The sequence below is a fragment of the Streptosporangium saharense genome (assembly GCF_014203715.1).
Lineage (GTDB): Bacteria > Actinomycetota > Actinomycetes > Streptosporangiales > Streptosporangiaceae > Streptosporangium > Streptosporangium saharense.
The window spans coordinates 173592-197799 of record NZ_JACHJP010000001.1; the positions used below are offsets into that span (position 1 = coordinate 173592).

At 71.0% G+C, this 24208-nt stretch carries 23 protein-coding genes and 2 pseudogenes; 22 read left to right on the forward strand and 3 right to left on the reverse strand.

What is annotated here, in order from left to right:
- Positions 1-190: 190 nt before the first annotated feature.
- The 9 genes and pseudogenes from ssd to FHS44_RS00850 form a co-directional block, all read left to right on the forward strand.
- Positions 191-880 (forward strand): annotated as a pseudogene (gene ssd / locus FHS44_RS40525) (septum site-determining protein Ssd); the annotation flags it as partial.
- 40 nt (positions 881-920) lie between these two features.
- Positions 921-1253, forward strand: a complete 333-nt coding sequence (locus FHS44_RS40530; protein ID WP_246435381.1) for a CpaE-like family protein — start codon at positions 921-923, stop codon at positions 1251-1253.
- Between the two features lie 89 nt (positions 1254-1342).
- Positions 1343-2623 (forward strand): annotated as a pseudogene (locus tag FHS44_RS00820) (TadA family conjugal transfer-associated ATPase); the annotation flags it as partial.
- Entirely contained in the window at positions 2620-3339 is a 720-nt protein-coding gene (locus FHS44_RS00825; protein ID WP_184711916.1) for a type II secretion system F family protein, read from the forward strand. The pseudogene FHS44_RS00820 and the gene FHS44_RS00825, both read left to right, overlap by 4 nt.
- 352 nt (positions 3340-3691) lie before the next feature.
- Positions 3692-4276, forward strand: coding sequence for a type II secretion system F family protein (locus tag FHS44_RS00830; protein ID WP_312863489.1), 585 nt, complete (start codon positions 3692-3694; stop codon positions 4274-4276).
- 156 nt (positions 4277-4432) lie between these two features.
- A complete protein-coding gene (locus FHS44_RS41575) occupies positions 4433-4681 on the forward strand; it encodes a DUF4244 domain-containing protein (protein WP_312863490.1) in 249 nt (82 codons plus the stop codon).
- Between the two features lie 5 nt (positions 4682-4686).
- The gene (locus tag FHS44_RS00840) at positions 4687-5076 is read left to right on the forward strand and encodes a TadE family type IV pilus minor pilin (protein WP_184711917.1); all 390 of its coding nucleotides are present in this window, start codon (positions 4687-4689) and stop codon (positions 5074-5076) included.
- Positions 5077-5397: 321 nt separating this feature from the next.
- Entirely contained in the window at positions 5398-5799 is a 402-nt protein-coding gene (locus FHS44_RS00845) for an Rv3654c family TadE-like protein (RefSeq protein ID WP_184711918.1), read from the forward strand.
- A gap of 779 nt (positions 5800-6578) precedes the next feature.
- The gene (locus tag FHS44_RS00850) at positions 6579-7235 is read left to right on the forward strand and encodes a 3'-5' exonuclease (protein WP_184711919.1); all 657 of its coding nucleotides are present in this window, start codon (positions 6579-6581) and stop codon (positions 7233-7235) included.
- A 764-nt stretch (positions 7236-7999) separates the two neighbouring features.
- On the opposite strand, the gene sftH is transcribed toward FHS44_RS00850, so the two are convergent.
- Entirely contained in the window at positions 8000-10360 is a 2361-nt protein-coding gene (gene sftH, locus FHS44_RS00855; RefSeq protein ID WP_184711920.1) for a DNA 3'-5' helicase SftH, read from the reverse strand.
- A gap of 154 nt (positions 10361-10514) precedes the next feature.
- Here sftH and FHS44_RS00860 point away from each other — a divergent pair, with 154 nt between their 5' ends.
- From FHS44_RS00860 to FHS44_RS00880, 5 genes are all read left to right on the forward strand, one after another.
- Complete coding sequence (locus tag FHS44_RS00860) at positions 10515-10865, forward strand: STAS domain-containing protein (protein ID WP_184711921.1); 351 nt, start codon at positions 10515-10517, stop codon at positions 10863-10865.
- 2 nt (positions 10866-10867) lie between these two features.
- A complete protein-coding gene (locus FHS44_RS00865; protein ID WP_184711922.1) occupies positions 10868-11314 on the forward strand; it encodes an ATP-binding protein in 447 nt (148 codons plus the stop codon).
- A gap of 492 nt (positions 11315-11806) precedes the next feature.
- Positions 11807-14140 (forward strand): sodium-translocating pyrophosphatase, encoded by a 2334-nt coding sequence (locus tag FHS44_RS00870; RefSeq protein WP_184711923.1) that lies wholly within the window; start codon positions 11807-11809, stop codon positions 14138-14140.
- A 172-nt stretch (positions 14141-14312) separates the two neighbouring features.
- Positions 14313-14798: a SixA phosphatase family protein gene (locus FHS44_RS00875; protein ID WP_184711924.1), complete on the forward strand. Its 486-nt coding sequence runs from the start codon at positions 14313-14315 to the stop codon at positions 14796-14798.
- A gap of 15 nt (positions 14799-14813) precedes the next feature.
- The gene (locus FHS44_RS00880) at positions 14814-16901 is read left to right on the forward strand and encodes an FUSC family protein (protein ID WP_184711925.1); all 2088 of its coding nucleotides are present in this window, start codon (positions 14814-14816) and stop codon (positions 16899-16901) included.
- Between the two features lie 10 nt (positions 16902-16911).
- Here FHS44_RS00880 and serB read toward each other — a convergent pair whose 3' ends face one another.
- Positions 16912-18129, reverse strand: a complete 1218-nt coding sequence (serB, locus tag FHS44_RS00885; RefSeq protein ID WP_184711926.1) for a phosphoserine phosphatase SerB — start codon at positions 18127-18129, stop codon at positions 16912-16914.
- A 115-nt stretch (positions 18130-18244) separates the two neighbouring features.
- Here serB and FHS44_RS00890 point away from each other — a divergent pair, with 115 nt between their 5' ends.
- Together FHS44_RS00890 and FHS44_RS00895 are read left to right on the forward strand one after the other, a co-directional pair.
- A complete protein-coding gene (locus FHS44_RS00890) occupies positions 18245-18967 on the forward strand; it encodes a GNAT family N-acetyltransferase (protein ID WP_184711927.1) in 723 nt (240 codons plus the stop codon).
- On the forward strand, positions 18964-19827 hold the full coding sequence (locus tag FHS44_RS00895; protein WP_184711928.1) for a lysophospholipid acyltransferase family protein: 864 nt from the start codon (positions 18964-18966) through the stop codon (positions 19825-19827). The genes FHS44_RS00890 and FHS44_RS00895 overlap by 4 nt, the downstream gene beginning before the upstream one ends.
- Positions 19828-19849: 22 nt before the next feature.
- Here FHS44_RS00895 and FHS44_RS00900 read toward each other — a convergent pair whose 3' ends face one another.
- Positions 19850-20161 (reverse strand): PASTA domain-containing protein, encoded by a 312-nt coding sequence (locus FHS44_RS00900; RefSeq protein WP_184711929.1) that lies wholly within the window; start codon positions 20159-20161, stop codon positions 19850-19852.
- A gap of 75 nt (positions 20162-20236) precedes the next feature.
- Between FHS44_RS00900 and FHS44_RS00905 the strand changes: the two genes are divergently transcribed.
- The 6 genes from FHS44_RS00905 (at position 20237) to FHS44_RS00930 (ending at position 24200) form a co-directional block, all read left to right on the forward strand.
- Entirely contained in the window at positions 20237-20401 is a 165-nt protein-coding gene (locus tag FHS44_RS00905; protein ID WP_184711930.1) for a ribbon-helix-helix domain-containing protein, read from the forward strand.
- Between the two features lies 1 nt (position 20402).
- Complete coding sequence (locus FHS44_RS00910) at positions 20403-20747, forward strand: VOC family protein (RefSeq protein ID WP_184711931.1); 345 nt, start codon at positions 20403-20405, stop codon at positions 20745-20747.
- Complete coding sequence (locus tag FHS44_RS00915; protein WP_184711932.1) at positions 20744-22324, forward strand: DHA2 family efflux MFS transporter permease subunit; 1581 nt, start codon at positions 20744-20746, stop codon at positions 22322-22324. Before FHS44_RS00910 ends, FHS44_RS00915 begins: the two co-directional genes overlap by 4 nt.
- A gap of 176 nt (positions 22325-22500) precedes the next feature.
- Positions 22501-23040, forward strand: a complete 540-nt coding sequence (locus FHS44_RS00920; RefSeq protein WP_184711933.1) for a hypothetical protein — start codon at positions 22501-22503, stop codon at positions 23038-23040.
- 90 nt (positions 23041-23130) lie between these two features.
- Positions 23131-23562: a hypothetical protein gene (locus tag FHS44_RS00925; protein ID WP_184711934.1), complete on the forward strand. Its 432-nt coding sequence runs from the start codon at positions 23131-23133 to the stop codon at positions 23560-23562.
- Positions 23559-24200, forward strand: coding sequence for a TetR/AcrR family transcriptional regulator (locus FHS44_RS00930; RefSeq protein WP_184711935.1), 642 nt, complete (start codon positions 23559-23561; stop codon positions 24198-24200). Before FHS44_RS00925 ends, FHS44_RS00930 begins: the two co-directional genes overlap by 4 nt.
- Positions 24201-24208 lie beyond the last annotated feature (8 nt).

Sequence of the window (24208 nt, forward strand, 5' to 3'; positions counted from 1 at the left end):
CAGGTCGCCTGTCGGGCAGTGCTTCTCGTAGAGAGATCGTCCCCTCGCATCGGTCGCGGACGAAGGCCGTGATGCTCCGGGTGATCTCCGAGACCCTCTTCTGAGAAGTTATCCACAGGCTGAACCAGCCTCCTCGGGTTTTCCACAGAACGGCGTTCGGTGCCGCCGGGGGGAGGGCTCTTCGCCGAAAGTGGGCTTCCCGCGTCTCAGGGAGGCATCATTGGACCGTCCGCTGGTCATCACCGAGGACCACGATCTGCTCGACGACCTTCTCCGGGTCGCCGCCGCTGCGGGGGCCGAGCTCGACGTCGCCCACGCGCCCACCCACGCCAGGCCGTACTGGAGCCGTGCCCCGCTCGTTGTTGTTGGCGGCGACATGGCCGACGCGCTGGCGGCGACCGGGCCACCGCCCAGAGACCGCGTCCTGCTGGTCACCCGCGCGCCCGGCGATCCCGACACGTGGCGCAGGTGCGTCGCCGTCGGAGCCCAGACCGTCCTGGAGCTGCCCTCGGCCGAGCGGCGGCTGGTCGAGGAGTTCGCCGACGCCGTCGAGCCGGTGTCCAGGGCCGGGCCCGTGGTCTGCGTGACCGGTGGACGCGGCGGAGCGGGGGCCAGTGTCCTGGCAGTTTCCCTGGCGCTGACCGCCTCCCGGCGACGGCTGCGCACCCTCCTCGTTGACGCCGACCCGCTTGGTGGCGGCCTCGACCTGCTGCTCGGCCAGGAGGAGGCTGAAGGAGCCCGCTGGTCAGACCTGGTCGCCCGGGAGGGCAGGATCGGCGCCGCCGCCCTTCAAGCCGCGCTTCCCACATTCGCGGACCTCACCCTGCTCTCCTTCGGACGGGAAGAGGTCGAGGCCATCCCCGCCGAGGCGATGCGCTCGGTCCTCGAAGCGGGCAAGCGCGGTTTCGACCTGGTTGTGGTTGATCTGCCACGCCGCCGCGCAGGCCCTCGGCAGGGCGGCGACAACCCTGCTGGTCGTCACCGCCGACGTGCGCGGCGTGCTGGCCGCCGCGCAGGTGCTGGCCCGGCTGCGCGAGCACACCGCCGAGATCCGGGCCGTCGTGCGGGGCGGCGTCCTGGACGACGACGTCGTCACCTCCTCGCTCCGTCTGCCGTGCGCCGGTGGCCTTCCCGACCAGCCCAAGCTCACCGCCGCCCTCAACCGGGGAGATCCGCCCTCGCTCGGCGGGCGGTCCCCTCTGGGCCGTTTCTGCGCGTCGTTCCTGAACGCGCTGCCCGGGACCGGGCGATGAGCCGGGAGAGCACGGTCTCACCCGAGGTGGTCGAGGCCGTCCGGGTGCGACTGGCCCGCGCCGGGGCCGAGCCGAGCGCCGCGCACGTCGCGGCCGCCCTAAGGGCTGAACGCGCGGTGCTCGGCGACGCGGAGATCCTGGCGGTGACCCGCGCTCTGTGCGCCGACCTGATCGGTGCCGGGCCCCTGGAGCCGCTGCTGGCCGAGCCCGACGTGACCGACGTGCTCGTGAACGGCCCGGAGGAGGTGTGGGTCGACGACGGCCGGGGCCTGCGCCGCACGTCCGTCACCTTCCCCGACGAGGAGACGCTCCGGCGGCTCGCCCAGCGGCTGGCGGCGTCTGCGGGCAGACGTCTCGACGACGCCTGCCCCTTCGTCGACGCCCGTCTCACCGGAGGCGTACGGCTGCACGCCGTCCTGCCGCCCGTCGCCACGGGCGGGACCTGCCTGTCCCTGCGGCTTCCGCCACGCCGTACGTTCACCATGCCCGACCTGGTCAGGGCGGGCACCATCAGGGCGGAAACCGTGCCCGTGCTCGACGCGCTGGTCCGTTCAAGGCTCGCCTTCCTCGTCGCGGGCGGGACGGGCACGGGAAAGACCACTCTGCTGTCGGCATTGCTGTCCCTGGCCGATCCTGGAGAACGCCTGATGCTGGTCGAGGACTCGGCCGAGCTACGACCACTCCATCCGCACGTCGTGCGGCTGGAGACCCGTCCCGCCAACCTCGAAGGGGCAGGCGGCGTGTGCCTGCGCGACCTCGTGCGTCAGGCCCTGCGCATGCGCCCCGACCGCCTGGTCGTCGGCGAGGTTCGCGGCGCGGAGGTGGTCGATCTCCTCAACGCCCTCAACACCGGCCACGAGGGCGGATGCGGCACGCTGCACGCCAACACCGCGGTGGACGTCCCACCCCGCCTTGAGGCCCTGGCCTGTGCGGCGGGTCTCAGCAGGGAGGCAGTCCACAGCCAGATCGCCGCCGCGCTGGACGTCGTCATCCACCTCGTCCGAGACCACGCCGACGGGCGCCGCAGGGTCGCCGAGATCTGCGTGATGACCCGTCGCCCCTCCGGCCTGGTCGAGGCCGAGCCCGCACTCACCTTCTCTCCCGACGGCCGGGTGATCACAGGCCCGGGGCTCCCCGCCCTCACGTCCCGTGCCCCCGGCGTGGCCTACTCACCGATCCGAGCCCTGCCACGAGGCGGAACCCCACCGCCAGAGGTGGACCGCCCGCCGTACGAGGAGCTTCCCGAGATCGCAGGGCGCACAGGCCGCACGGGATACGCGGTGCGTCAGGTTCGTGAGAGCGATCGAGCCGGTCCGCCACCCACCCCCTCACCGATCGCCGGGCGAACCGTCGCGAGAGTGCTGTCATGACGGTGATGGCCGTGCTTCTGGCCGCCCTGGCGACCTGGCTGTGGACCGGCGCCGACCAGGCGACCGCCCGCCTGCACCGGGCAGCGCGTGATCACCGGCATCCACCTCTTCTCCCACACCGACCGTGGCCGTCGCTCGGGCGCGTCGTGGCCTCTCTGCCGTCGAGACGCGCTCAGGCCTGGCGGATCGCGTCGATCGAGCTGTGCCGGGGTCTCGCCGCCGAGCTGACCGCTGGACGGACGGCCGGGGAGGCGCTGGCCCGCGCCGCGTCAGCCACCGACTTCCCCGATCCGACGGCGACGCGTCCCCTGGTCGCGGTCGCGCGAGACGGCGGTGACATCCCTTCCGCCCTGCTGGCCGTGGCCCCGGAGAGAGGTGGGGAGGCCTTCCACGCCCTGGCGGCCTGCTGGCGGGTGAGCACGACGACCGGAGCGGCCCTGTCCGTCCTGGTGGACCGCGTCGCCGACTCCCTCGGGCAGGCGCGGACCCACCGTCAGGACCTCACCGCCCAGCTCGCCGGTCCCCGTGCCACCGCCCGGCTGCTGGCCTTCCTGCCCGTGCTCGGCCTGCTGATGGCCACCGGCCTCGGCATGGATCCCCTGGGTTTCCTGTTCGGCGGTCCCGCCGGTGTGGGGTGCCTCGTCGCCGGTCTCGCCCTCGAAGGCTGCGGTCTGTGGTGGACGAACCGACTCGTCGCCCGCGCCCAACCCTCCTGATCTCCGATCCCTACGGCGGACCATTCGCCGCCCGGAGCTACCCGTGATCCACAAAGCCGCTTTCGTCAGGCGGCCATGGCGACCGTGAGGAGTGGAACAAATGATCACCATGCTGGCCGTCGCCCTCGCCGGAACGGCCGGATGGCTGTGGACGTCACCCGGTGGTCCCGCTGACCGGGTCCACCGAGCCCTGCGGGCCGTACAGACGCCTTCAGCCCCTTCGCCGCCCTCCTGTTCGTCGCGGCCCGTCATACAGGGTTCGCCCGCCGTGAAACAGGTCTGGACGCCGTCTTCGATCCGAGGGCACCCCGAGCCGCCCTCCGGGCGGAGACGGCAACCGGCGCGGGGAGAGGTGCTTCTCTGCGCGGCCGTCGGCCTGACAGCGTTCCTCACCGTCGGGGGCGCTGCCGGGTTCGTCGTCGGTGTGATCGGGTTCGTGGTCGCGCTGGAGGCCGTGCGGAGGCGGGAGCCGTCCTGGCTTCGTCAGGAGCGTGACCGCCTGGCGAAGGACCTTCCGCTCGCCGCCGATCTCATGGTCGCCTGCCTGCGCGCCGGACAGCCGATCGCCGGTGCCGTCGATGTGACGGCCAAGGCGGTCGGCGGGCCACTCGGCGACCGGTTGGCGTGGGTGGGCGGGCAGTTGAGGCTGGGAGCCGCTCCCGAGGAGGCCTGGCAGGCTCTGTCGTCCGAAGGTCCATTGGCCCCGCTGGCACGGACGATGAGCCGTGCCGCGCTCAGCGGCGCGCCCGTGGCCGACATCCTCACCAGACTGGCCGACGACGCACGCCAGGAGGCCTGTGCCTTCGCCTCCGCTGCCGCTCGACGGGTCGGCGTGCTGGCCGTCGCCCCACTGGGGCTCTGCTTTCTCCCCGCCTTCGTCTGCCTGGGCATCGTTCCCGTCGTGGCCGGCCTCGCCGGTGACGTGCTGTTTCCCTGAGCCGTCCGGCGTTTGTCCACAGGGCGTGCCCGTGCCCCCGAGTTATCCACAGAACGCCGTTCAGGCCCTCGGAACCCGGTCGTCATCGAGAAAGCTGGCCTGACCGGCGCCGGGAGCCCATCCGGCGACGATCCCGACAACCCCCAGGAGGAAACGATGTCCCCGACGATGCCCTCATCGCCCGCTGGTCGTGACCGTCCCGAGCCACTGCGGTGGCTCCGCGACCGCTGGGCGCGTCTGACCACGGTTCCCGGTCGTGACCGGGGCATGTCCACCGCCGAATACGCCGTCGGCACGATCGCCGCCTGTGCCTTCGCGATGCTCCTTTTCAAGGTGGTGACAAGCCCCGAGGTCCGGCAGATGCTCACCAACCTGGTCAAACGGGCCCTCAACGTGGCCGGGTGAGCTCCATGAGGTCTGCCGTCTCCTTCCGCGGGTCGAGAGGGTCGGTGACCGCGGAGACCGCGGTCGCGCTTCCCGCGCTGGTCGTGGTCCTGGCGGCCGCACTGTGGGCGGTGATGGTGGCCGGAGCGCGACTTGAGTGCGTGGACGCGGCCAGGGCGGGCGCCAGGGCCGCATCGCGAGGCGAGTCCCTGGAGCGCGTGCGAAGCGGTGTCCTGGCCGCGGCTCCAGCGGGGGCGCGGGTGACGGTGACCCGAGGTTCGGAGACCACTCGGGTGGAGGTGTCCGTGACCGTCACTCCCGGCTGGGGCGCGTCGCTGCCCGGCATCACCGTCCACGCGACCGCCGTCTCCGCCACCGAACCGGGCGCGGAGCAACCAGGCGGCACACCGGAGTGAGAGAAGACCGAGAGCCAGGAAACAGCGGCAGAACCGTGCATAGAGGCCACACAGACGGCGTGGGAGCGGCCTGACCAGGGACTCCAGGTCCCAAAGAAGGCGACCAAGCCTCCAGGAAGCACGAAGGGGAGACGGGAGACGGACATGGGGCGCCGCGGACCGGACGGACGACAGAAGAGAAAAGAGACGAAGAACGATGAAGCGGCAGTAGTTACGACAGGCAGAGCCGTAGAGACAAACAGCCGCGAGGGACGAGGAGACAGTCGGGCAGGTGGGAAGGCCAGGGCGCCGGGAAGTCGGCGGGGAGGAGACCGGGGAGCGATGACGATCTGGATGGCCGGGCTCATGACGCTGATCCTCATGGTGATGGTCGCGATCATGTTCGCCGGAACGGTCAGGGTCGCCCGGCATCGCGCCATGAGCGCCGCGGACCTGAGCGCCCTCGCCGCCGCCCGCCTGGCCTTCGCCGACCCAGGACGCGGGTGCTCCCTGGCGGCCTCGCTGGCCGAGGACAACGGCACGAGACTCACCCGGTGCTCCATCAACGATCACGGGATCGCCGATGTTCAAGTGACCGTACGGTTCCACCTGCCCGCACTGGGACCGCAGACGGTCACGGCCGCCGCCAGGGCCGGTCCCGTTCAGCTCACCGTCCCCGGAGGCCCCGAAGGAGAGGCCGACGAAGCGGTGAGGGGTCCACCCCCGAGAGGGTCTTCCCCTTGAGGAAACCGGCTGTGGCTGAGGGCCGGTCGTCGCGCGGTCCGGCGACGGATTCCAGGTCCCGACGACCGGATGGCTGCGCACGCCGGTCAGAGGTGGTGGTCGCCGAGCGACATGCCCGCGATGGAGATCCTGAGGGGAGCGGTCATCGCCCGTTGGGCGGCCGACCGGACGGCGCGAATTTCCCGGTGACCTGCCGAGACGTGCCCGCCCCTTCACGCTAGGGTCTGTTTCCTGGATCTTCGTCGTGGTGAGGATCAGTCAGGCATGCGCGTCGTGAGGGAAGGAGCCCGTGACGGTGTTGTGGGCGATACGACCCTCCCGGGGCTTACGGCGAGCACGAGATTGGCGGAACGTCATCGCGGGTGAGCCGACGCCACAGGCGGCGCCCAGCCGATCACGGTGGGCGCGAGGCTTCAGGGAGCCGACCCGGGGTGACCCAGGGTGACCGTGCCGAACGGCTGGTCAGCGATGAGAAGACCAGTGCGGTGTCGAATGATTGCGTATGCCATGGCGGTCTGATCCTGATATGTGACGCCCGGTGCCCTGGCCAGACAGGCAGGACATCGGCTACACCAACGAACAGTGAAACCTCCCCTCCGGCCCCTCCTCTCCGATTCACCTGGCAGAAGGCGAAACGACTGCGCGGATCGCCTGCCTCCCCCTTGGGGGCTGCCGCTGAACACCAACCCCATATCGCGGCCGGAGTGATGAGTTGTCGGTAAGAAGCTCCCCACACCACGGTTCGCCACGACGACTGACCCGAACCGGGGAGAGAGACCATGCACGATCAGCCGTGGACCGCCGTGCCCCGCCTGGTGGCCTTCGACATGGAGGGCACAGGCGGCCAGGACAGGGAACGTGAGGCGGTCCTGGAGGTGGCCGTCGTCCCACTGGACGGCGGGTGCCCCGCCCTTTCGGATGCCTACCACTCCGTGGTGAACCCAGGTCGCTACATTCCGCCCCACCGGTGGATCTCGCCCGGACTGACCAACGACCTGCTCGGACTCGCCCCACCGCTGGAACACGTCCAGCCGGAGTTGGCGACCCGTCTGGACGGCGCCGTTGTCGTCGGCCACAACGTGCGTGTCGACGCACGGCTGTTGGAGTTGCGCTGTCCGGGCATCCATGTGGCCAGGCTGATCGACACGCTCAAGCTCGCCCGGCTCGTTCACCCTCACAACCGGCGCCTCGGGCTGACGGCACTGTTGGATCACTACGAGCTCACCGAGGAGGTGAGTGAGCTGACCGGCAGCGTCCCGCACCGGGCACTGTGGGACGCGGTGGGAGCCGCCCTGCTGCTGGGCAGTCTGCTTCGAGACATCCCGGGAGGCGCCGACTACACCTTCGCCCAACTGAGCGCGGCGGCCGGCCTGCCCGACACGGCCGGTGCCGAGGAGAGCCGCTCACACGAGGACGACCGGTCGCAGCTGTTCTGACGATGTTCTGACGGTTGTCCTGACGTGTTCTGGCGGCGAACCTGGTGGACCCCGCTTTCCGGTGGGGCGGTCGTTTGGGATTCCACCTCTATATGGCGGTCTTCCGCGTGCCGGTCGGAACCTCTGACGCGCATGGGCCGCCGAGCCGTACGGCATGCGGATCGTGGCCAAGTTCCTCGGTGCTTGGGGAACTCCGTGGGGCGCGGAGTTCGACGGGAGAGTCCCCGGAGAGACGATTGATGTGAAAAAACGGATATGTCGGAAATGGTATTTATGGAGGCGGTTTTTTGTCGGGCGCGTATTGACCTTCTTCCCTCGCCTTCCCTGATCTTCGCCCTTGTCTCAAGCTCTTAAGGCCCCTTCAGTCCGAAGTCCCAACCTTCCAGCTCCAGACCCAAAGCCCGCGCCTGCCGAGCCAGACCTCAACCTTCCGGATCGAGCCTCAGCCTCCAAGCTGAGATCTCCACCTGTCAGGCCAAGGCGCCCACCACCAGGGACACGATCCCAAGATCACCATGTCCACAGAGCTTCACAAGCAAAGACTCACGACAGAAAGGAGACCGGCAGGCGGCAAACGCCAGGCGGATACTCGGTCACCGTGGCCTCCATAAAGAGGTGCGTCGTAGGGACGGCGCCGGGCGGGTTCCCCAGGAGCGGAAAGGGTTCTCCGGAATACGTGGAATGAACTCTCCGGAATATCGGATGCCCGAAGAGAGCGCCTCAGCCCTCTAACACTTCACGCCGCCATCCCTAACCCCAAGCCCTCAAGCCGACCCCTCAAGAGCAGAACCAGGAGAGAGCAGGACGGCGAGAAGGCGTAGGGCTCCGGCCTTGTCGAGGGGTTCGTTGCCGTTGCCGCACTTGGGGGACTGGATGCACGAAGGGCAGCCCCGCTCGCACTCGCACGCGAGGATGGCCTCCCTGGTAGCCGTGAGCCAGTCGACGGCACGGGCGTAGCCGCGTTCGGCGAAGCCCGCGCCCCCCTCGTGGCCGTCGTAGACGAAGACCGTGAGCAGGCCGGTGTCGGGGTGCAGTTCGGTCGAGACGCCGCCGATGTCCCAGCGGTCACAGGTCGCGAAGAGCGGCAGGAGCCCGATGGAGGCGTGTTCGGCCGCGTGCGCAGCCCCGCCCAGGTCCAGGCCCTCCTGCGCCAGGGAGGTGGTCGCGGAGGCGGGCAGGGTCCACCAGACCGCCCGGGTGCGCAGGGTGCGCGCGGGAAGCTCAAGGGGTTCGTCCCCGAGCGACTCACCGCTCTGGACGCGGCGCTTGAGATAGGAGACGACCTGGCGGGTCACCTCGACCGAGCCGAAGTGCAGTTCCCCGGGGCCGAGGGGGTGGGAGTGGAGCGACTCCAGGACGGAGATGTCGGTGACGTCCCTGGCGAAGGTCGTGTAGTCGGGGCTGCCCTCCTCGACGAGGGCGACCCCCGCGTCGAGGTCCAGCTCCTCGACCAGGAACGTCTCTCCCCGGTGCACGTAGACGGCGCCGGTGTGCACGGCGGTGTGCGCAGAGGCCTCGTCCACGGTGCCGAGGAGCCGTCCCGTCGAGGCCTCGACGACCTGTACGGCGGGCCCGCCCGCCCCCCTGATGTCGGCGAGATCGGTCGCCCGTTCCCTGAGGGTCCAGAACCAGCCCGTCGCCCGCTCCCTGAGCAGGCCGTCCGCGACGAGGTCGGCGAGCACCTCCTTGGTGCCCTCCCCGAAGATCTCCAGATCGTCCCGGGTCAGCGGGATCTCGGCGGCGGCGGCGCACAGGTGGGGGCCGAGCACGTAGGGGTTGCCCGGGTCGAGCACGATCGCCTCGACCGGGCGGCCGAAGAGGGCCTCGGGGTGGTGGACGAGATAGGTGTCCAGCGGGTCGTCCCTGGCGATCAGTACGGCCAGCGCGTCCCGGCCGGCGCGTCCCGCCCGGCCCGCCTGCTGCCACAGCGAGGCCCTCGTCCCCGGCCAGCCCGCGATGAGCACGGCGTCCAGGCCGGACACGTCGACGCCGAGCTCCAGCGCGTTGGTCGTCGCGAGCCCGGCGAGCTCTCCAGACCGGAACGCCTTCTCCAGCGAGCGGCGGTCCTCGGCGAGGTATCCGGCACGGTAGGCGGACACCTTGTCGGGCAGGTCCGCCGGGGCCCCGGCGCCGAACACGAGGTCCTGGAGCCTGGCCCTGGCGGTCAGGGCGACGGACTCGGCCGCCCGGCGGGAGCGGACGAAGGCGAGGGTGCGGACGTCGGCGGCGACCAGGTCCGCGAGGAGGTCGGCGCTCTCCAAGGTGGCCGGGCGCCGCAGCGGGGCACCGCGCTCGCCGCGCAGCTCGGTCAGGGGCGGCTCCCAGAGGGCGAAGGTGGTCGCGCCCCGGGGAGAGCCGTCCACGGTCACCTCGGCCGCCTGGAGGCCCGTCAGACGCTCCGCGAAGGCCCCGGGCTCACTGGCGGTCGCCGAGGAGAGTAGGAAGACCGGACGGGAGCCGTGGCGCGCGCACACCCGGCGCAGGCGCCGCAGGATCTGCGCGACGTGCGAGCCGAACACCCCGCGATAGCCGTGGCACTCGTCGACCACGACCATCCTCAGCCGCCGCCAGAAGGCCGCCCACTGGGCGTGCCGGGGCAGCAGCGAGCGGTGGAGCATGTCGGGGTTCGTCAGGACGTAGTTGGCGTGCTTGCGGACCCACAGCCGTTCCTCGTAGGGGGTGTCACCGTCGTAGGCGGCCGCGCGCAGTTCGGGAAGGTCGAGATCGCGCAGCGCGCGGAGTTGGTCGGCGGCCAGGGCCTTCGTCGGCGTCAGATACAGGATCGTGCCGCCGTCCAGCACGGACGTCAGGGCGGGGACGAGGTAGGCCAGGGACTTGCCCGAGGCGGTGCCAGTGGCGATGATCACGTTTTGGCCGCGCCGTACCAGCTCGGCGGTTTCGGCCTGATGCGGCCAGAGGCCGGGGATCCCTTGGTTCGCCCAGCGCGTAACCAGACGTTCCTCCACCCAGTCCGGCCACTCGACCTGGGCGCTCTGACGTGCGGGAACGTGTTCGACGTGCGTCACGCGATCATGACGTGCGGAAACACGGAGCAGGGTGTCGAGCGCGGAACCCGCTCCGAGGGAGGAGGATGAGGTCGGAGTCACTGGTTTCCAGTCTGGCATCTGTGGGCAGAGTCGCCGGGAATCGTGATTTCGTATAGACACTGAGCGTACGCATGGTTGAATGCCGCGCGTCGGGGCTTGTCGTCTGGGGGCCACCCGGTCCCAGGAGTCACGCCTGAATCGGTACTTTCGCAGGCAAGGCGCTGGAGGATCTGTGGATCTGAAGTTGGACCACCATTCCGAGGACCGTCTCACCATCGTTGAGGTCGAGGGTGAGATTGACGTCTACACCGCGCCCAGATTGCGTGAGCTCCTGATCGACCTGGTCAACAAGGGAAACTTCCACCTTCTCGTGAATATGGAGAAGGTCGACTTCCTCGACTCGACGGGCCTTGGTGTCCTGGTCGGCGGGCTCAAGCGCGTTCGGGCGCACGACGGCTCACTGGAGTTGGTCTGCACCCAGGAGCGCATCCTGAAGATCTTCCGGATCACCGGACTGACCAAGGTCTTCGGGATCTACGCCTCGGTTGAGGAGGCCAAGGAAGCTCACGGCTCAGACAAGTAATCATGGCTACCGTCGAGCTGACGTTCAGCGCCCTTCCAGCCCACGTGCGCACGGCACGTCTGGTCGCCACGGCGATCGCCAGGCGCACCGGGGTGGAGGAGTCGCTGCTGGACGAGGTACGGCTCGCAGTCGGTGAGGCGTGTTCCCGGGCCGTCGAGGCACATCGTCTCCATTGTCCGGGAGAGCCGATCCGCATCGAGCTGCGTGATGATCTGGGACGGTTCGAGGTCACGGTCACGGATTCGGCCCCGAGCGACGAGCTGGAGCAGGAGCAGGCCTCGTTACGTTTCGAGGACCCGCTCGTGCAGCTTCCCGACACCCTGATGTCCGGTTTCGGCATCGCGGTAATCGTGGGGCTGGCCGACGACGTCCAGGTCTATCCGAGCCAGAAGGGCATGCGCATCCGCATGAGCTGGCCCGCGACGGCCAACGGCCTGTCCGCGGTCTGACCGTCCGTGGCACCGTGACCCGAGGTGATCCGGGCACGGGACCGGCGAGCAGCCCCACAACCTGATCTGACAGCGTGAGAAGACCCCGGCGACCGGGCGCGTCCTCCAGGACGCGCCCGGTTGTCTGTTTGGGGCAAACATAATTTTTGACACGTACAGACCGAAACGTGCATGAAGGCTGGTGAAGGTACCTCCTGTCCCAGTTTGAACCTCCCGTTAACCGGGGGAGTCGGGAAGGATTACTGACCCTGTCATCAAATGGCCACGCGCGGAGGCTTCATATCGGCGTCCTCGCTGCGTAGACTCCCCGCACCGGCCAAGGTTTGTCCTTCGGAAACGGCCCGCAGGCGGGCTGGGTTCCGCGGGAGGTCTGCGGACGCAACCGGAAGCGGCACTGCCAACCACCCCGGATGCGCGCCGCCTTCCACTGCCGATCACCTACCGCGGCGCAGTCCGGGCAGGACGTGTTCCCGTCTTGCCGAGGAGAGTCGGATGTCTGTGCTCGATCTCGCCGCTGCCAGTGAGCCAGCGGTTTCCCTGAGCGGTTCTCACTTCAACATCGTGATCGCTGTGGCCATTGTGGCCCTGATAGCACTCGCCGTGGCGGCCGTGCTGGTCCGGGAGGTGCTCGCTGCCAGCCAAGGCACCGAGCGCATGCGGGACATCGCGCGAGCCGTACAGGAAGGAGCTTCCGCGTATCTGACGCGGCAGTTCAGAACCCTGGCGTTGTTCGTGGTTCTCATACCCTTCCTGCTCTACCTGCTTCCCGCCGACTCGACCGGGGTGGCCGTCGGCCGCTCCGTTTTCTTCGTGGTGGGCGCGGTCTTCTCCGCGCTTACCGGCTTCGTCGGCATGTGGCTCGCGGTCCGGGGCAATGTCCGGGTCGCCGCGGCCGCCCGTGAGTCCGGCGAGAAGGTCGCCATGCGGATCGCCTTCCGCACCGGCGGCGTGGCCGGCATGATCACCGTCGGCCTCGGCCTGCTCGGCGCCGCCATCGTCGTGATCGTCTACGGTGGCGAGGCCCCCGCCGTGCTTGAGGGCTTCGGCTTCGGCGCCGCGCTGCTGGCCATGTTCATGAGGGTCGGCGGCGGCATCTTCACCAAGGCCGCCGACGTCGGCGCCGACCTGGTCGGCAAGGTCGAGCAGGGCATCCCCGAGGACGACCCGCGCAACGCCGCGACCATCGCCGACAACGTGGGCGACAACGTCGGCGACTGCGCCGGTATGGCCGCCGACCTGTTCGAGTCCTACGCGGTCATGCTGGTGGCCAGCCTCATCCTCGGAAAGGTGGCCTTCGGCACCGAGGGCCTGGTCTTCCCGCTGGTCGTGCCCATGATCGGTGTGCTCACCGCCATCATCGGCATCTTCACCACCGCCCCGCGCAAGGGTGACCGCAACGGGATGGCGGCGATCAACAGGGGATTCTTCATCTCCGCGGCCATCTCCGCGATCCTGGTCGCCGTCGCGGCCTACCTGTACCTGCCCAGCAGCTTCTCTGCGCTGAGCGGGGTCGACCCGCAGATCGCCGCGATCACCAGCGACCCCCGGCTGATCGCCATCGGCGCGGTGCTCATCGGTCTGGTGCTGGCCAGTGCCATCCAGATCCTCACCGGCTACTTCACCGAGACCAACCGGCGTCCGGTCAGGGACATCGGCGAGAGCGCCCGCACCGGTCCGGCGACCGTCATCCTGTCCGGCATCAGCGTCGGCCTGGAGTCGGCGGTCTACTCGGCGCTGGTCATCGGTGCCGCCGTCTACGGGGCGTTCCTGCTCGGCTTCGGCAACGTCACGATCGCCCTGTTCGCGGTCGCGCTCGCCGGAACCGGTCTGCTGACCACGGTCGGCGTGATCGTGTCGATGGACACCTTCGGCCCGGTCTCCGACAACGCCCAGGGCATCGCCGAGATGTCCGGCGACGTCGAGGGAGAGGGCGCCAGGGTGCTCACCTCGCTCGACGCGGTCGGCAACACCACCAAGGCCATCACCAAGGGCATCGCGATCGCGACCGCCGTACTCGCCGCGACAGCCCTGTTCGGCGCGTTCAGAACCGCGATCGAGACCCAGCTCGCCTCGGCGTCGCAGGGGGTGAAGGACGCGCTCGGGTCGTTCGCCACGTTCAACCTGAGCGTCGACTCGCCGAACGTGCTCGTCGGCCTGGTCGTCGGCGCGGCGGTGGTGTTCATGTTCTCCGGCCTGGCGATCATGGCGGTCGGCAGGGCGGCGGGCCGGGTGGTCTTCGAGGTCCGCGAGCAGTTCCGCACCAAGCCGGGCATCATGGCGGGCACCGAGCTGCCCGACTACGGCAGGGTCGTGGACATCTGCACCCGTGACTCGCTGCGGGAGCTGGCCACGCCGGGTCTGCTGGCCGTACTCACGCCGATCGCCGTCGGTTTCGCCCTCGGCTACCCGTCGCTGGGCGCCTTCCTCGCCGGTGCCATCGCCTGCGGCACGCTGATGGCGGTGTTCCTGGCCAACTCGGGCGGCGCCTGGGACAACGCGAAGAAGCTGGTCGAGGACGGTCACCACGGGGGCAAGGGGTCGGACGCCCACGAGGCGACGATCATCGGCGACACCGTCGGAGACCCGTTCAAGGACACCGCGGGACCGGCGATCAACCCGCTGCTCAAGGTGATGAACCTGGTGGCGCTGCTGATCGCCCCGGCCGTCGTGATCTACGCCGACAACGTCGCGCTGCGGACCGGGATCGCCCTGGTCGCGGTGGTCATCGTGGTCGGCGCCGTCGTGGTCTCCAAGCGCAGGTCGGCGAGCATTTCTCCGACCGAGGAGAACCACGTGGACCGCACGAGGGAGCCGGTCGGAAGCTGACGGCCGAACCGGTGTGAAGGGGTGCACGGTCACCGTGCACCCCTTTGCCGTCAAGGGGACCCCTCGGTGGAAGACTGACCCGTATGGAACAGCAGCCCTCAGGAGGCAGAACGCTCGTGATCATCCTGTTGGCGATGGTCGTGGTCTTCGCGGCGATCGTCGGCCTGGCGACGTGGGCGTCGAGGTGAGCGGGACGCGGACGCTGGTCGTCCTCAGGCACGCGAAGGCGGCGCACGTCCCCGGTCTCGCCGACCGGGAGCGGCCCCTCACCGATCGCGGGCGCCGCGACGCCGACCGGGTCGCGCGGACCCTCACGGACCTGGGCGTCCAGCCCGACCTGGTGCTCTGCTCGCCGTCCGTGCGGACCAGGCAGACCGCCGAGCTGGCGCTGCCGGGCGCGGACGTCGTCTACGAGTCCGAGATCTACGAGGCCTACGCCGACGAGCTGCTCGCCCTCCTGCGGCGCGGCGACCCCGAGGCCCGCACGCTGGTCCTGGTCGGGCACAACCCCGGTGTCCACGAGCTGGTCCAGCTCCTCACCACGAGAGACGACGAGGGCTTCCCGCCCGGCGCGTTCGCGGTCATCGAGACCGACGACGAGTGGTCCGGCCTCGACTCCGGGCGTGCCGTCGCGCGCTGGAGCCCGAAGGAGCAGTAGGAAACACGGGGTGGCATGCGCAGGATCGCCGGGGCGCTACGCGGTGACTTCGCGCTGGCCGCGCGTCCCGCGTGGGGGTACGGCCTGCTGTGCGCCCTGGCCATCTGCCTGCCGCTGGTCGCCGGGGTCCTCTCCGGTCACGTCCGGGAGGGCGCGGCGGCGGCCCTGGGCGGTTATCTCACCGTCTTCGGCGACGCCCCCGGCCTGCCGTACGGCGCGCGGGCCAGGAAGCTGCTGCTCACCGCGCTGATGGCCACGCTCGGGGTGGGGCTCGGGCAGCTGATCCAGCCGTGGCCGTGGCTCGCCGCCGTCGTGATCGGCCTGGTCGCCGCGGCCGGGGCGGTCTGGCCGGTGATCAACACTCCGGCCGTGCTCGCGGTGACCCTGACCTACTTCGCCCCGATGGGGATGAGTCTGCCCGCCCGGATGGCGATCACCGTGGCGGGTGGCCTGCTGATCACGGCGCTGGTCCTGGTGCTGTGGCCGGTGCGCCGCCTCCAGCCGCTGCGCACGGCCTTCGAGGAGGCCGGTACGGCGCTGGCGGATCTCCTGGTCGCGGCGGGACGCGCCCCGCTGTCCGACGAGAGCTGGGAGTCGCTGCGGCGCGAGGCCGTGACGACCCACGACGACGCCTCCCGGGCCTTCTCCCTCTACCGGGTCTCGCAGGAGGACGACAGGGCCCTCGAACGGCTGCTGACCACCATGGACCGGATCTTCCGCGAGACCATCGCGCTCCGGGTGCTGCGGGTGGCCGCCGTACAGGAGGATCCGGAGGGCGAGTGGGTCGGGGTGCTCGACGAGACGACCGAGGCGCTGGCCCACGCGCTGCGGGGGGCGGTCACCCGAGGTGGCCCGGTCACGGTGCCCGAGGCTATGGACGCCGTCGGACGCTTCGCCGACCTGAACGAGGAGGTCCGCAGGGCCGCCCACGCCAGGAGGACGCCGCTGCCGGTGGCCGTACTGCTCGGGCAGATCCGCCGCTGCCTCGACCGGATCGGCACGGCGGTGCGGTCGATCTCCCAGCAGGCGGAGGAGGCGGTCGAGGTCGGCCCGCGCCTGCCCAGGTTCACCCGCCCGCGCCGCCCGGTCTTCTCCACCGGCCACCATCCGGTACGGCTCGGCCTCGCGGTGACGCTGGCGATGGCGCTGATGCTGCTGACCCACGAGCACTACGCCAAGTGGTTCGTGGTGACCGTGCTGGTCAGCCTCCGTCCCGCCTACCGTGACACGGTCGACCGGGTGACGCTGCGGGGGATCGGCACCGCGGTCGGGGCGGCGGGGGCGGCCGTCGTGCTCGCGATCGCGCCCGGCCACACCTACCTGATCGTGTTCATCGGGCTCTGCGCGCTGCTGGGGTTCGCGTTCAGGGGCGTCAGCTACGGCTACTGGACGATGTTCGCCACGCCTCTTTCGCTGATGCTGTCGGACTTCACGCTGCCGCTGGACTGGGGAGCGGCGGCGGCCAGGGTGACGCTCACGGCCGCCGGTGGGGCGCTGGCGCTGGTCTTCGCGCGGCTGCTGTGGCCCAGGGGGCACCGGGCCAGCCTGACCGGCAGGATCGTGGACACCCTCGAACGGCACGCGGCGCTGGTGCGCGCCCTGGTCGACAGGGACTCCAAGAAGGTCCTGGAGCGGGTCTCCAAGGCCTCGGAGGCGGCGCACCTGCTCGCCGACTCCCTCGACCGGCTGGACAAGGAGCCGGGGGGAAGCGCCCCGCAGCGGCTCAGGGACGCCGTGACGGCCGCCAGACGGGTGCGGGACAACGCCCTGGCGCTGCTGGCCGTACCGGCGCCGGTCGAGGAGTCGGGGCCGACGGTCGCGCTCCTGGACATGGTCGCCGACCGGCTTGAGGACGTCGCCGAGGCGGTCAGGACGGGCCGGCCACTGAAGCGGGCCGACGACTTCGACCACGTGCTCGACGAGCTCGGCGCACACGTCGAGCGGCTCGCCGAGCGCCGTCTCGACGAGGTTGCCGAGGGGGCGGCCGACCGGATGACCGGGGTGCGCCGGGGCATCATGCACGCCGCCGCCGCACGGCCCGCCCTGAACGCGCTCGGCACCGAGGCGCTCAAACTGGCCTCGCTCACCGCCCCGCGCACCTGAACCGGTCGGATCAGGCGGTGACGACGCCGTCCTCGGCGTCGGCGGCCTCGACCTCGGCGCGCGGGATGCCCAGCAGGTAGAGGATCGCGTCGAGGTAGGGCACGTTGACCGCGGTGTCGGCGGCCTGGCGGACCACCGGCTTGGCGTTGAACGCGATGCCCAGCCCCGCCGCCGCGATCATGTCCAGGTCGTTGGCGCCGTCGCCGATGGCCACGGTCTGGCTGATCGGGATGCCCGCCTCACGCGCGAAGCGCTCCAGCGCCCGCGCCTTGCCGGGACGGTCCACGATCTCGCCGATGACCCGGCCGGTGAGCAGGCCGTCGACCACCTCAAGCGTGTTGGCCGCCGAGTAGTCGATGCCGAGGTCCTCGACGAGGGCGTCGGTGAGCTGGGTGAAGCCGCCGCTGACGATCGCGAAACGGTAGTCGAGCCGCTTGAGCGTGCGCACCAGCGTGCGGGCGCCGGGGGTCAGCACGAGCTCCTTGCGGACCTTCTCGAAGGTCTCCTCGCGCAGACCGGCCAGCAGCGCGACCCTGCGGCGCAGCGACTCGGCGAAGTCGAGCTCCCCGCGCATCGCCTCCTCGGTGACCCTGGCCACCTCCTCAAGGCAGCCCGCGTGCGCGGCCAGCAGCTCGATCACCTCGGCCTGGATGAGAGTGGAGTCCACGTCCATCACGATCAGCCGCTTGGCCCTGCGGTGCAGGCCGCTGCGCTGGACCGCGACGTCCACCTGCTGGGCCGCTGCCTCGATGGCCAGCTCGGCGCGGAGCGTGTCGGGGTCGGCCCCGGAGACCGCCAGCTCGAAGCAGGTCACCGGGTAGTTCGACAACCGTTCGATCCGGTCGATGTTGGCGCCCGCCGCGGCGATCCGGCCGGAGATGCCCGCCATCGCGGCCGGCTGCAGGGGCGAGCCGAGGACGGTCACGTGCAGCCGTCCGCGCCTGCGCTTCTCCTGCAGGTCCGAGCCGGTGGACAGCTCGACCTCAAGGCCAAGGTCCCCCGCGGTCCGCTCGACGGCGGTCCACAGGGCGCCGAGCGTGCCACCGGTCCCGGTCGGGGTGTCGCCCGCGTAGGCGACGAGGACGCCGAGGGTGAGCCTGCCGCGGATGACGACCTGTTCGACGTCGGCGACGACTATGGGAAAGCCGGACAGGACGGAGAAGAGCCGCGAGGTTACCCCTGGGCGGTCCGGTCCGGACAACGTGATCAGAAGCGTGCGCTGGTTCATCGGTATCTACGCTACTTGGCCCCCAAAACGATCGTGAATGCGGTTCATCATCCGGACGCCTGGCGTTCGCGGCGCCCTCCCGTTCCACGTCATCTGGCCCTGCCTTCATATCGTCATGACGACCACACCCGCGCGGCAGCGGGCCGCCCGTTACACCGTCGGACTGGCCGGCACCGCCGCCGACATGCGGGAGGCACAACGCCTGCGTCACCAGGTGTTCGCCGAGGAGCTGGGCGCCCGGCTGGACACCCCCATAACCGGTCTCGACGTCGATCCGCTCGACGCCTACTGCGACCACCTCCTCGTACGGCACGGCGACACCGGTGAGGTCGTGGGCACCTACCGGCTGCTGTCCCCCCGCAGGGCCGACCGGCTGCACGCCGACGCGGGCTTCGACCTTCGTCCGCTGGACGGCGTCAGGGCGAGCATGGTCGAGGCGGCCAGGGCCTGTGTGCGCGCCGACCACCGCTGCGGCGCCGTGATCGGGCTGATGTGGACGGCCATCGCGCGCTACGTGGTCGCCGGGGGACACCGGTGGATCGCGGGTAGCTGCTCGGTCCCGGTCTCCGGGGTCACCGGGGTCGCCGAGATCATGCGGCGGCTCCCGCTGTGCCCTCCCGAGTACCGCGTCACCCCACGCCGCCCCTGGCGCGGGACCAGAGCACGCGGCACGGGGACGGTTCCCGCGCCGCTCAGGGGCTACGCCAGGATGGGCGCCTGGGTCTGCGGGCCGCCCGCGCACAACCCCGACCTCGGCACCGCGGACTTCTTCGTGCTGCTGTCGATGGCGAACCTGGACCCCCGGTACCGCCGGCACTTCCTGGGAGCCCCGTCATGACCGCGTGGTCCCCCGAGGCGCCGTGCCGGTCGGGCACCTGCCTGACCCCGCGGGGCCCCACGGTCGCCGCGCCGCTCAGGGCGCTGCGCCTGGTGGCGTTCTCGCTGGTCGTCCTCGCGGGCGCGGTGCTCTCCCTGCCCGCCAGGCTTCTCGGTACGGCGGAGCGCGCACGGCTGGCGAGCGGCTGGTCCAGGCTCGCGCTGTGGACCCTCGGCGTCCGGATCGCGGCCAGGGCGGGCTTCGCCTTCCTCGCGGGCTCGGCGGCGGGGCTGCGCGCCCTGCCCGTCTCCGGGGTGGCGCCGTTGATCGTCTCCAACCACGTGTCGTGGCTCGACCCGCTCGTCATGATGGCCGTGGCGCCGTGCCGCGTGTTGGCCGGGCGGGAGGTGCGTGACCGGCCGCTGGTCGGGGAGCTGGCCGTCGGCGCCGGGGCGCTGCTCATCGACGGGCGCGGGCCGTACACGCTGCCCGAGGCGGTCGCCGGGGTGGCCAGGGCGCTGGAGGAGGGCGACCCGGTCGCGGCCTTCCCCGAGGGCGCCAGGTGGTGCGGCAGGGAGATGGGGGTGTTCAGGCGCGCGGTGTTCCAGGCGGCGCTGGACGCCGGGGCGCCGGTCAGGCCGGTCGCGATGCGGTATCTGGGCCCCGGCGGGGTCCCCGCGGCGGAGGCGGCCCACGTGGGCGACGACTCGCTGGGCGCCTCGGTCCTGCGGGTGGCCGGGCTGCGCGGGCTGACCGTCGAGGTGACGCTGCTGCCCCCGGTCCAGGCCCGTGACCGCAGGGCGCTGGCGTGGGCCGCGGAGTCGTCGATCGCCTCCGTGGTGATCGCACCGACCGTTCACGGCGCCCGGGTGGCCGCCTGACGCCACAGAGCGGCTCGGCCGCTCACGGAGCCTGGGCGGCCGCCTGATCGTCGCCGGGTAGCTCCACCGCGAGTGTGCCGGGCGGCGGGACCGGGTCGCGGGGCTCACGGACCCCACCCTCGCCGGGGTCGTGGCGCACCCACACGGTCACCGTGCCCCAGCGCTCGATCCTGCTGCCCGGGGGTGGCTGCTGGGCCACCACGACGCCGTCCATGACCGGGTGCGGGCTGTCGGGGTCCGGCCCCTGCAGGAGCACCCCGGCGTCGTGCCCGGCCAGCCAGGCGTTCAGCGCCTGGCTGCCGCGGAAGTCGGGAACCACCACGAAGTCAGTCAAATCTCGTCACCCGCGTCAATCGTACGCCAGGAGAGTCGCTGTTCACTAGATTGCTAGCATGCTAGCATCGGCCACATGGGCGGCGCTGAGGTCAAGCAGTTCAACGTGTACCTGCCGGTCGAGCTGATCAAGCAGGTCAAACATCACGCGATCGAGACGGGCACGTCCCTGTCGGCGCTGGTCGCCGACGCGCTGCGCGTCTATCTCGACGCGCAGGGACCTTCGGAAGAGGAGAGATGACATGGCGACAACCGGAGTCGAGGCGGTGTTCCTGGAGACCCACAACTGGGGAAGGGCCGCGAGGTTCCTCCAGGCGCTGGGGTTCGAGCTTGAGGTCTCCACAGGAGACGGCTCGGGGGTGTTCCGCAACGGCGGGGGTGCCTTCCTCGTCGTCGCGGAGGTCCCCGAGGACCGCGAGCCCGGGGTCCAGGTCGCGCTGCGGGTGCCCGACGCGGACGCCTTCCACGCCGGTCCCGACGTCGAGGTGGTGACCCCGTTCGAGGACACCCACTACGGGACCAGGGAGATGACCGTCAGGGACCCCGACGGGCGGCTGTGGAGCCTGCAGGCTCCCGCGAAGGGATGAGATCTCCCTGGGCGGTGCTGCTGACGCTCAGCCTGGGGTTCTTCATGACGCTGCTGGACCTGACGGCCGTCAACGTCGCCATCCCCAGCATGGTCGAGGGCCTGCACGCCTCGCTCGACGAGGTGCTGTGGGTGGTCAACGTCTACGTCCTCGTCCTGGCGGCGCTGCTGATCACGTTCGGCAGGCTGGGCGACGTGCGCGGGGCCCGCGCGGTGTTCGTCGGGGGCGTGGCGCTGTTCACGGTGGCGTCCGTGCTGTGCGGCCTGTCGCAGGACCCGGCGCAGCTCATCGCCGCCAGGGCCGCGCAGGGCCTGGGCGCGGCGGCGCTGACACCCCAGACGATGTCGATCATCATCGCCACGTTCCCCGCCGAGCGCAGGGGCGCGGCGCTCGGCGTCTGGGGGGCGGTCGCGGGCGTGGCCACGGTCGCGGGGCCCACGCTCGGCGGATTCCTGGTCAGTACGGCGGGCTGGCGCTGGATCTTCTTCGTGAACGTCCCGATCGGCGTGGCCGTCCTCGTGATGGCCGTCACCCTCGTGCCGGACGTCAGGCCCGGCACGCGCCGCAGGATGGACGTGCCGGGGGTCGTGCTCGCCACGACGGCGCTGGCGTGCCTGACCTTCGGGCTCACCGAGGGCCAGCGCTACGGCTGGAACGCCGGGATCTGGGCGCTGCTCGGCGGGGCCGCGCTGGCGCTGGCGGTGTTCCTGGTCCACCAGGGCACCCGGCGGGACGGTGAGGCGCTGCTGCCCTTCGCGCTCTTCCGCGACCGTGACTACGCGGTCATGAGCTTCGTGGCCGCGACCGTCCAGGTCGGGATGATCGGCCTGTTCCTGCCGGTGATGATCTATCTGCAGTCGGTCCTGGGCCTCGGCGCGCTCGAAGCCGGGCTGGTCATGGCGCCCGCGATGGCGCTCTCCGCGCTCCTGTCGCCGTTCGCTGGCCGGACGGCGGACCGGATCGACGGCAGATACGTCCTGATGGCCGGTCTCAGCCTGTTCGCGGCGGGCATGGCCTGGCTGACCTGGACCATCGACGTCGGCAGGCAGTGGTGGGAGTTCCAGCCAGCCCTGGCCGTGGTCGGGACCGGCATCGGCTGCGTGTTCGGCCCGATGGTCACGGTGGCGATGCGCAACGTGGGCCCCGCGACGGCGGGGGCGGCCTCGGGGGTGCTGAACACGATCAGGCAGGTCGGCACGGTCGTCGGCAGCGCCGTGATCGGGGCGGTGCTGCAGAACCGCCTTGCCGTCTCGCTGCGGGACGAGGCGGCGAGGCGGGCCGCCGACCTCCCGGCGAGCGTGCGGAGCGGTCTCCTGTCCGGCCTCGACGGCGGCCTGGAGATCAAGCCGCCCCCGGGGACGCCCCCGGAGCTCGCGGAGCACGTCCGGCGGGTGGCGGCCGAGACGTTCGCGCACGGTTTCGTCCACGCCGTACGGCCCGCCCTGGCGTTCCCCGTCGTGGTGATCGTGATCGGCGCCGCCGCGTGCCTCCTGGTGCGACGTTGTCGGCCCGGTGGCACATATGCCGCGACCCGGGCCGTGAGCCGTACGGGGCGGGGCGGGGTGTCGAAACGGTAAGGGCACCCTGGCCGGTTGGGTGGTGTGGGGCTGAGGTGGCGCGGGGGACACTCGTTTCGTCACGCAGAGGAAGTGACTCATTACGTTCCGTTGACATTCGGCCGGTGGTGACCGGTGCCGTCTCCGGCGGCTGGGAGGCGGCCCGTGGGCCGCCGGCCGGGAAAGGTGATGCACCCGTGCGATCCATACGCCGGATCGGAGCGCTGGCCGCCACGATTCCCATGGCGCTGCCCGTCGTAGCCATGCTGGCCCCGGCCGCCCACGCCGACCCGCCGATCTCCTACGTCGGCTCAAAGGCAAGCTCGCAGTCCTCCTCCTCGCCCTGGGCGACCACCTCGACCCGCTGGTCCACGCCGCCGAGCGCCGTCTCTCCCGACCTCGTCTCGGGAGGTCCCTCGGTGGTCCTGGTCTCCTTCGAGGCGGAGGGGCGCTGCGTCGCACCCTCGGGCGGGGGCGCCTGTGAGGTCGCGGTCGAGGTCGGCGGGCAGCGCACCCGCCCGCACGTCGGTGACGGGGGCCCCGACACCATCTGGCGGGGGAGCGACTGGGGAGCCCGCAGGCTCAGCCGTACCGTCTGCGTCCCCTACCAGGACTCCCTGCGCGACCTGACCGTCAAGGTCCTGGCCAGGAGTTCCCCCGGCGCCAGGTTCGAGCTGCGCAACCGGCGCCTGAAGGTCGAACGCCGCGCCCAGGTGCGGGAGGACGGCTGCTCCTGACCTCCGGGCGGCGTTGCGCACAGGTTTGCGTACGTTGTAAGTTTACGACGTACGCAAACCTGTGCGTGTGAACCGAGGGAGTGCCGCGCCATGACCACCGTCGCGATCGTCGTCCCGTTCGTCTGGCTCGCCTGGCTGGTCCTGACCGAGTGGGTGCCGATGTTCCCGCTCAACGACCTGGCCCCGGGCAACCTCCGCAACCGGCTGGTCGCGGCGTCGATGAACTACCCGATCCCCCTGCTGATCGCCGGGGGAGTCGCCCTGCACCAGACCTGGTCGCTGGTCACGGCCACCGTCATCTCCGGGCTGGTCATCGTCGGACACGTCCAGAGCTGGTGGCTGCCCTACTTCGGGGTCAGCTCCGCCGCGCAGCGCGAGCTGTACCGGGCCGACTACGCCCGCACGCTGAAGATCCTGCCCACCGAGGGGCGCGACGTCGTCATCGACGTCCAGCACATGGTGGTCGGCGTGATCTCCGTGGTGATGCTGGTCACCACGCTCACCGCTACCCTGACCGCATGACCCAGACAGCCCGTCGCCGGAGCCAGGGGAGCAACCGTGGGGGCAGGCCCGCCACCCTCACCCCCGAGCGCGTCGTCGCCGCGGCTGTCGAGATCCTGGACGAAGAGGGCCTTGAGGCCCTGACCATGCGCCGTCTCGGCGCGCACCTGGGCGTGGCCGCGATGTCGCTGTACCGCCACGTCCCCAACCGTGACGCCCTGCTGGCCGAGGTCGTCACCCACCTGTTCACCGAGGCCGTGATCGAGCTGGGCCCCGCCGAGCCCTGGGACGAGGCGCTGACCCGCTTCGCCGGGGCCTACCGCGAGACGCTGCTCGCCCACCCGCACGCCGTACCCCTGCTGGCCACCCACCCCGTCGACACCGACAGGGGCCTGGCACTGCTCGCCGGGCTGCTCGGGCGCTTCGCGGCCTCGGGCGTCGGTGAGCAGGACGCCCTGACCGTGGTCCAGTCCGTCGCCGTCTACGTGCTCGGCCACGCGCTGGCCCAGGTCGGCACCCCGTCCGGTACGGCTCCCGCCCAGGCCACCACCGACCCCGCCGCGACCGCGTTCTACGACCGGTGGTTCGAGGCGGGGCTGGCGGCCATGGTCTCCGGGTTCGAGAGGCGGCTCGCCGGAGACGACCGGCCGACCAGATAGTCGGCCGG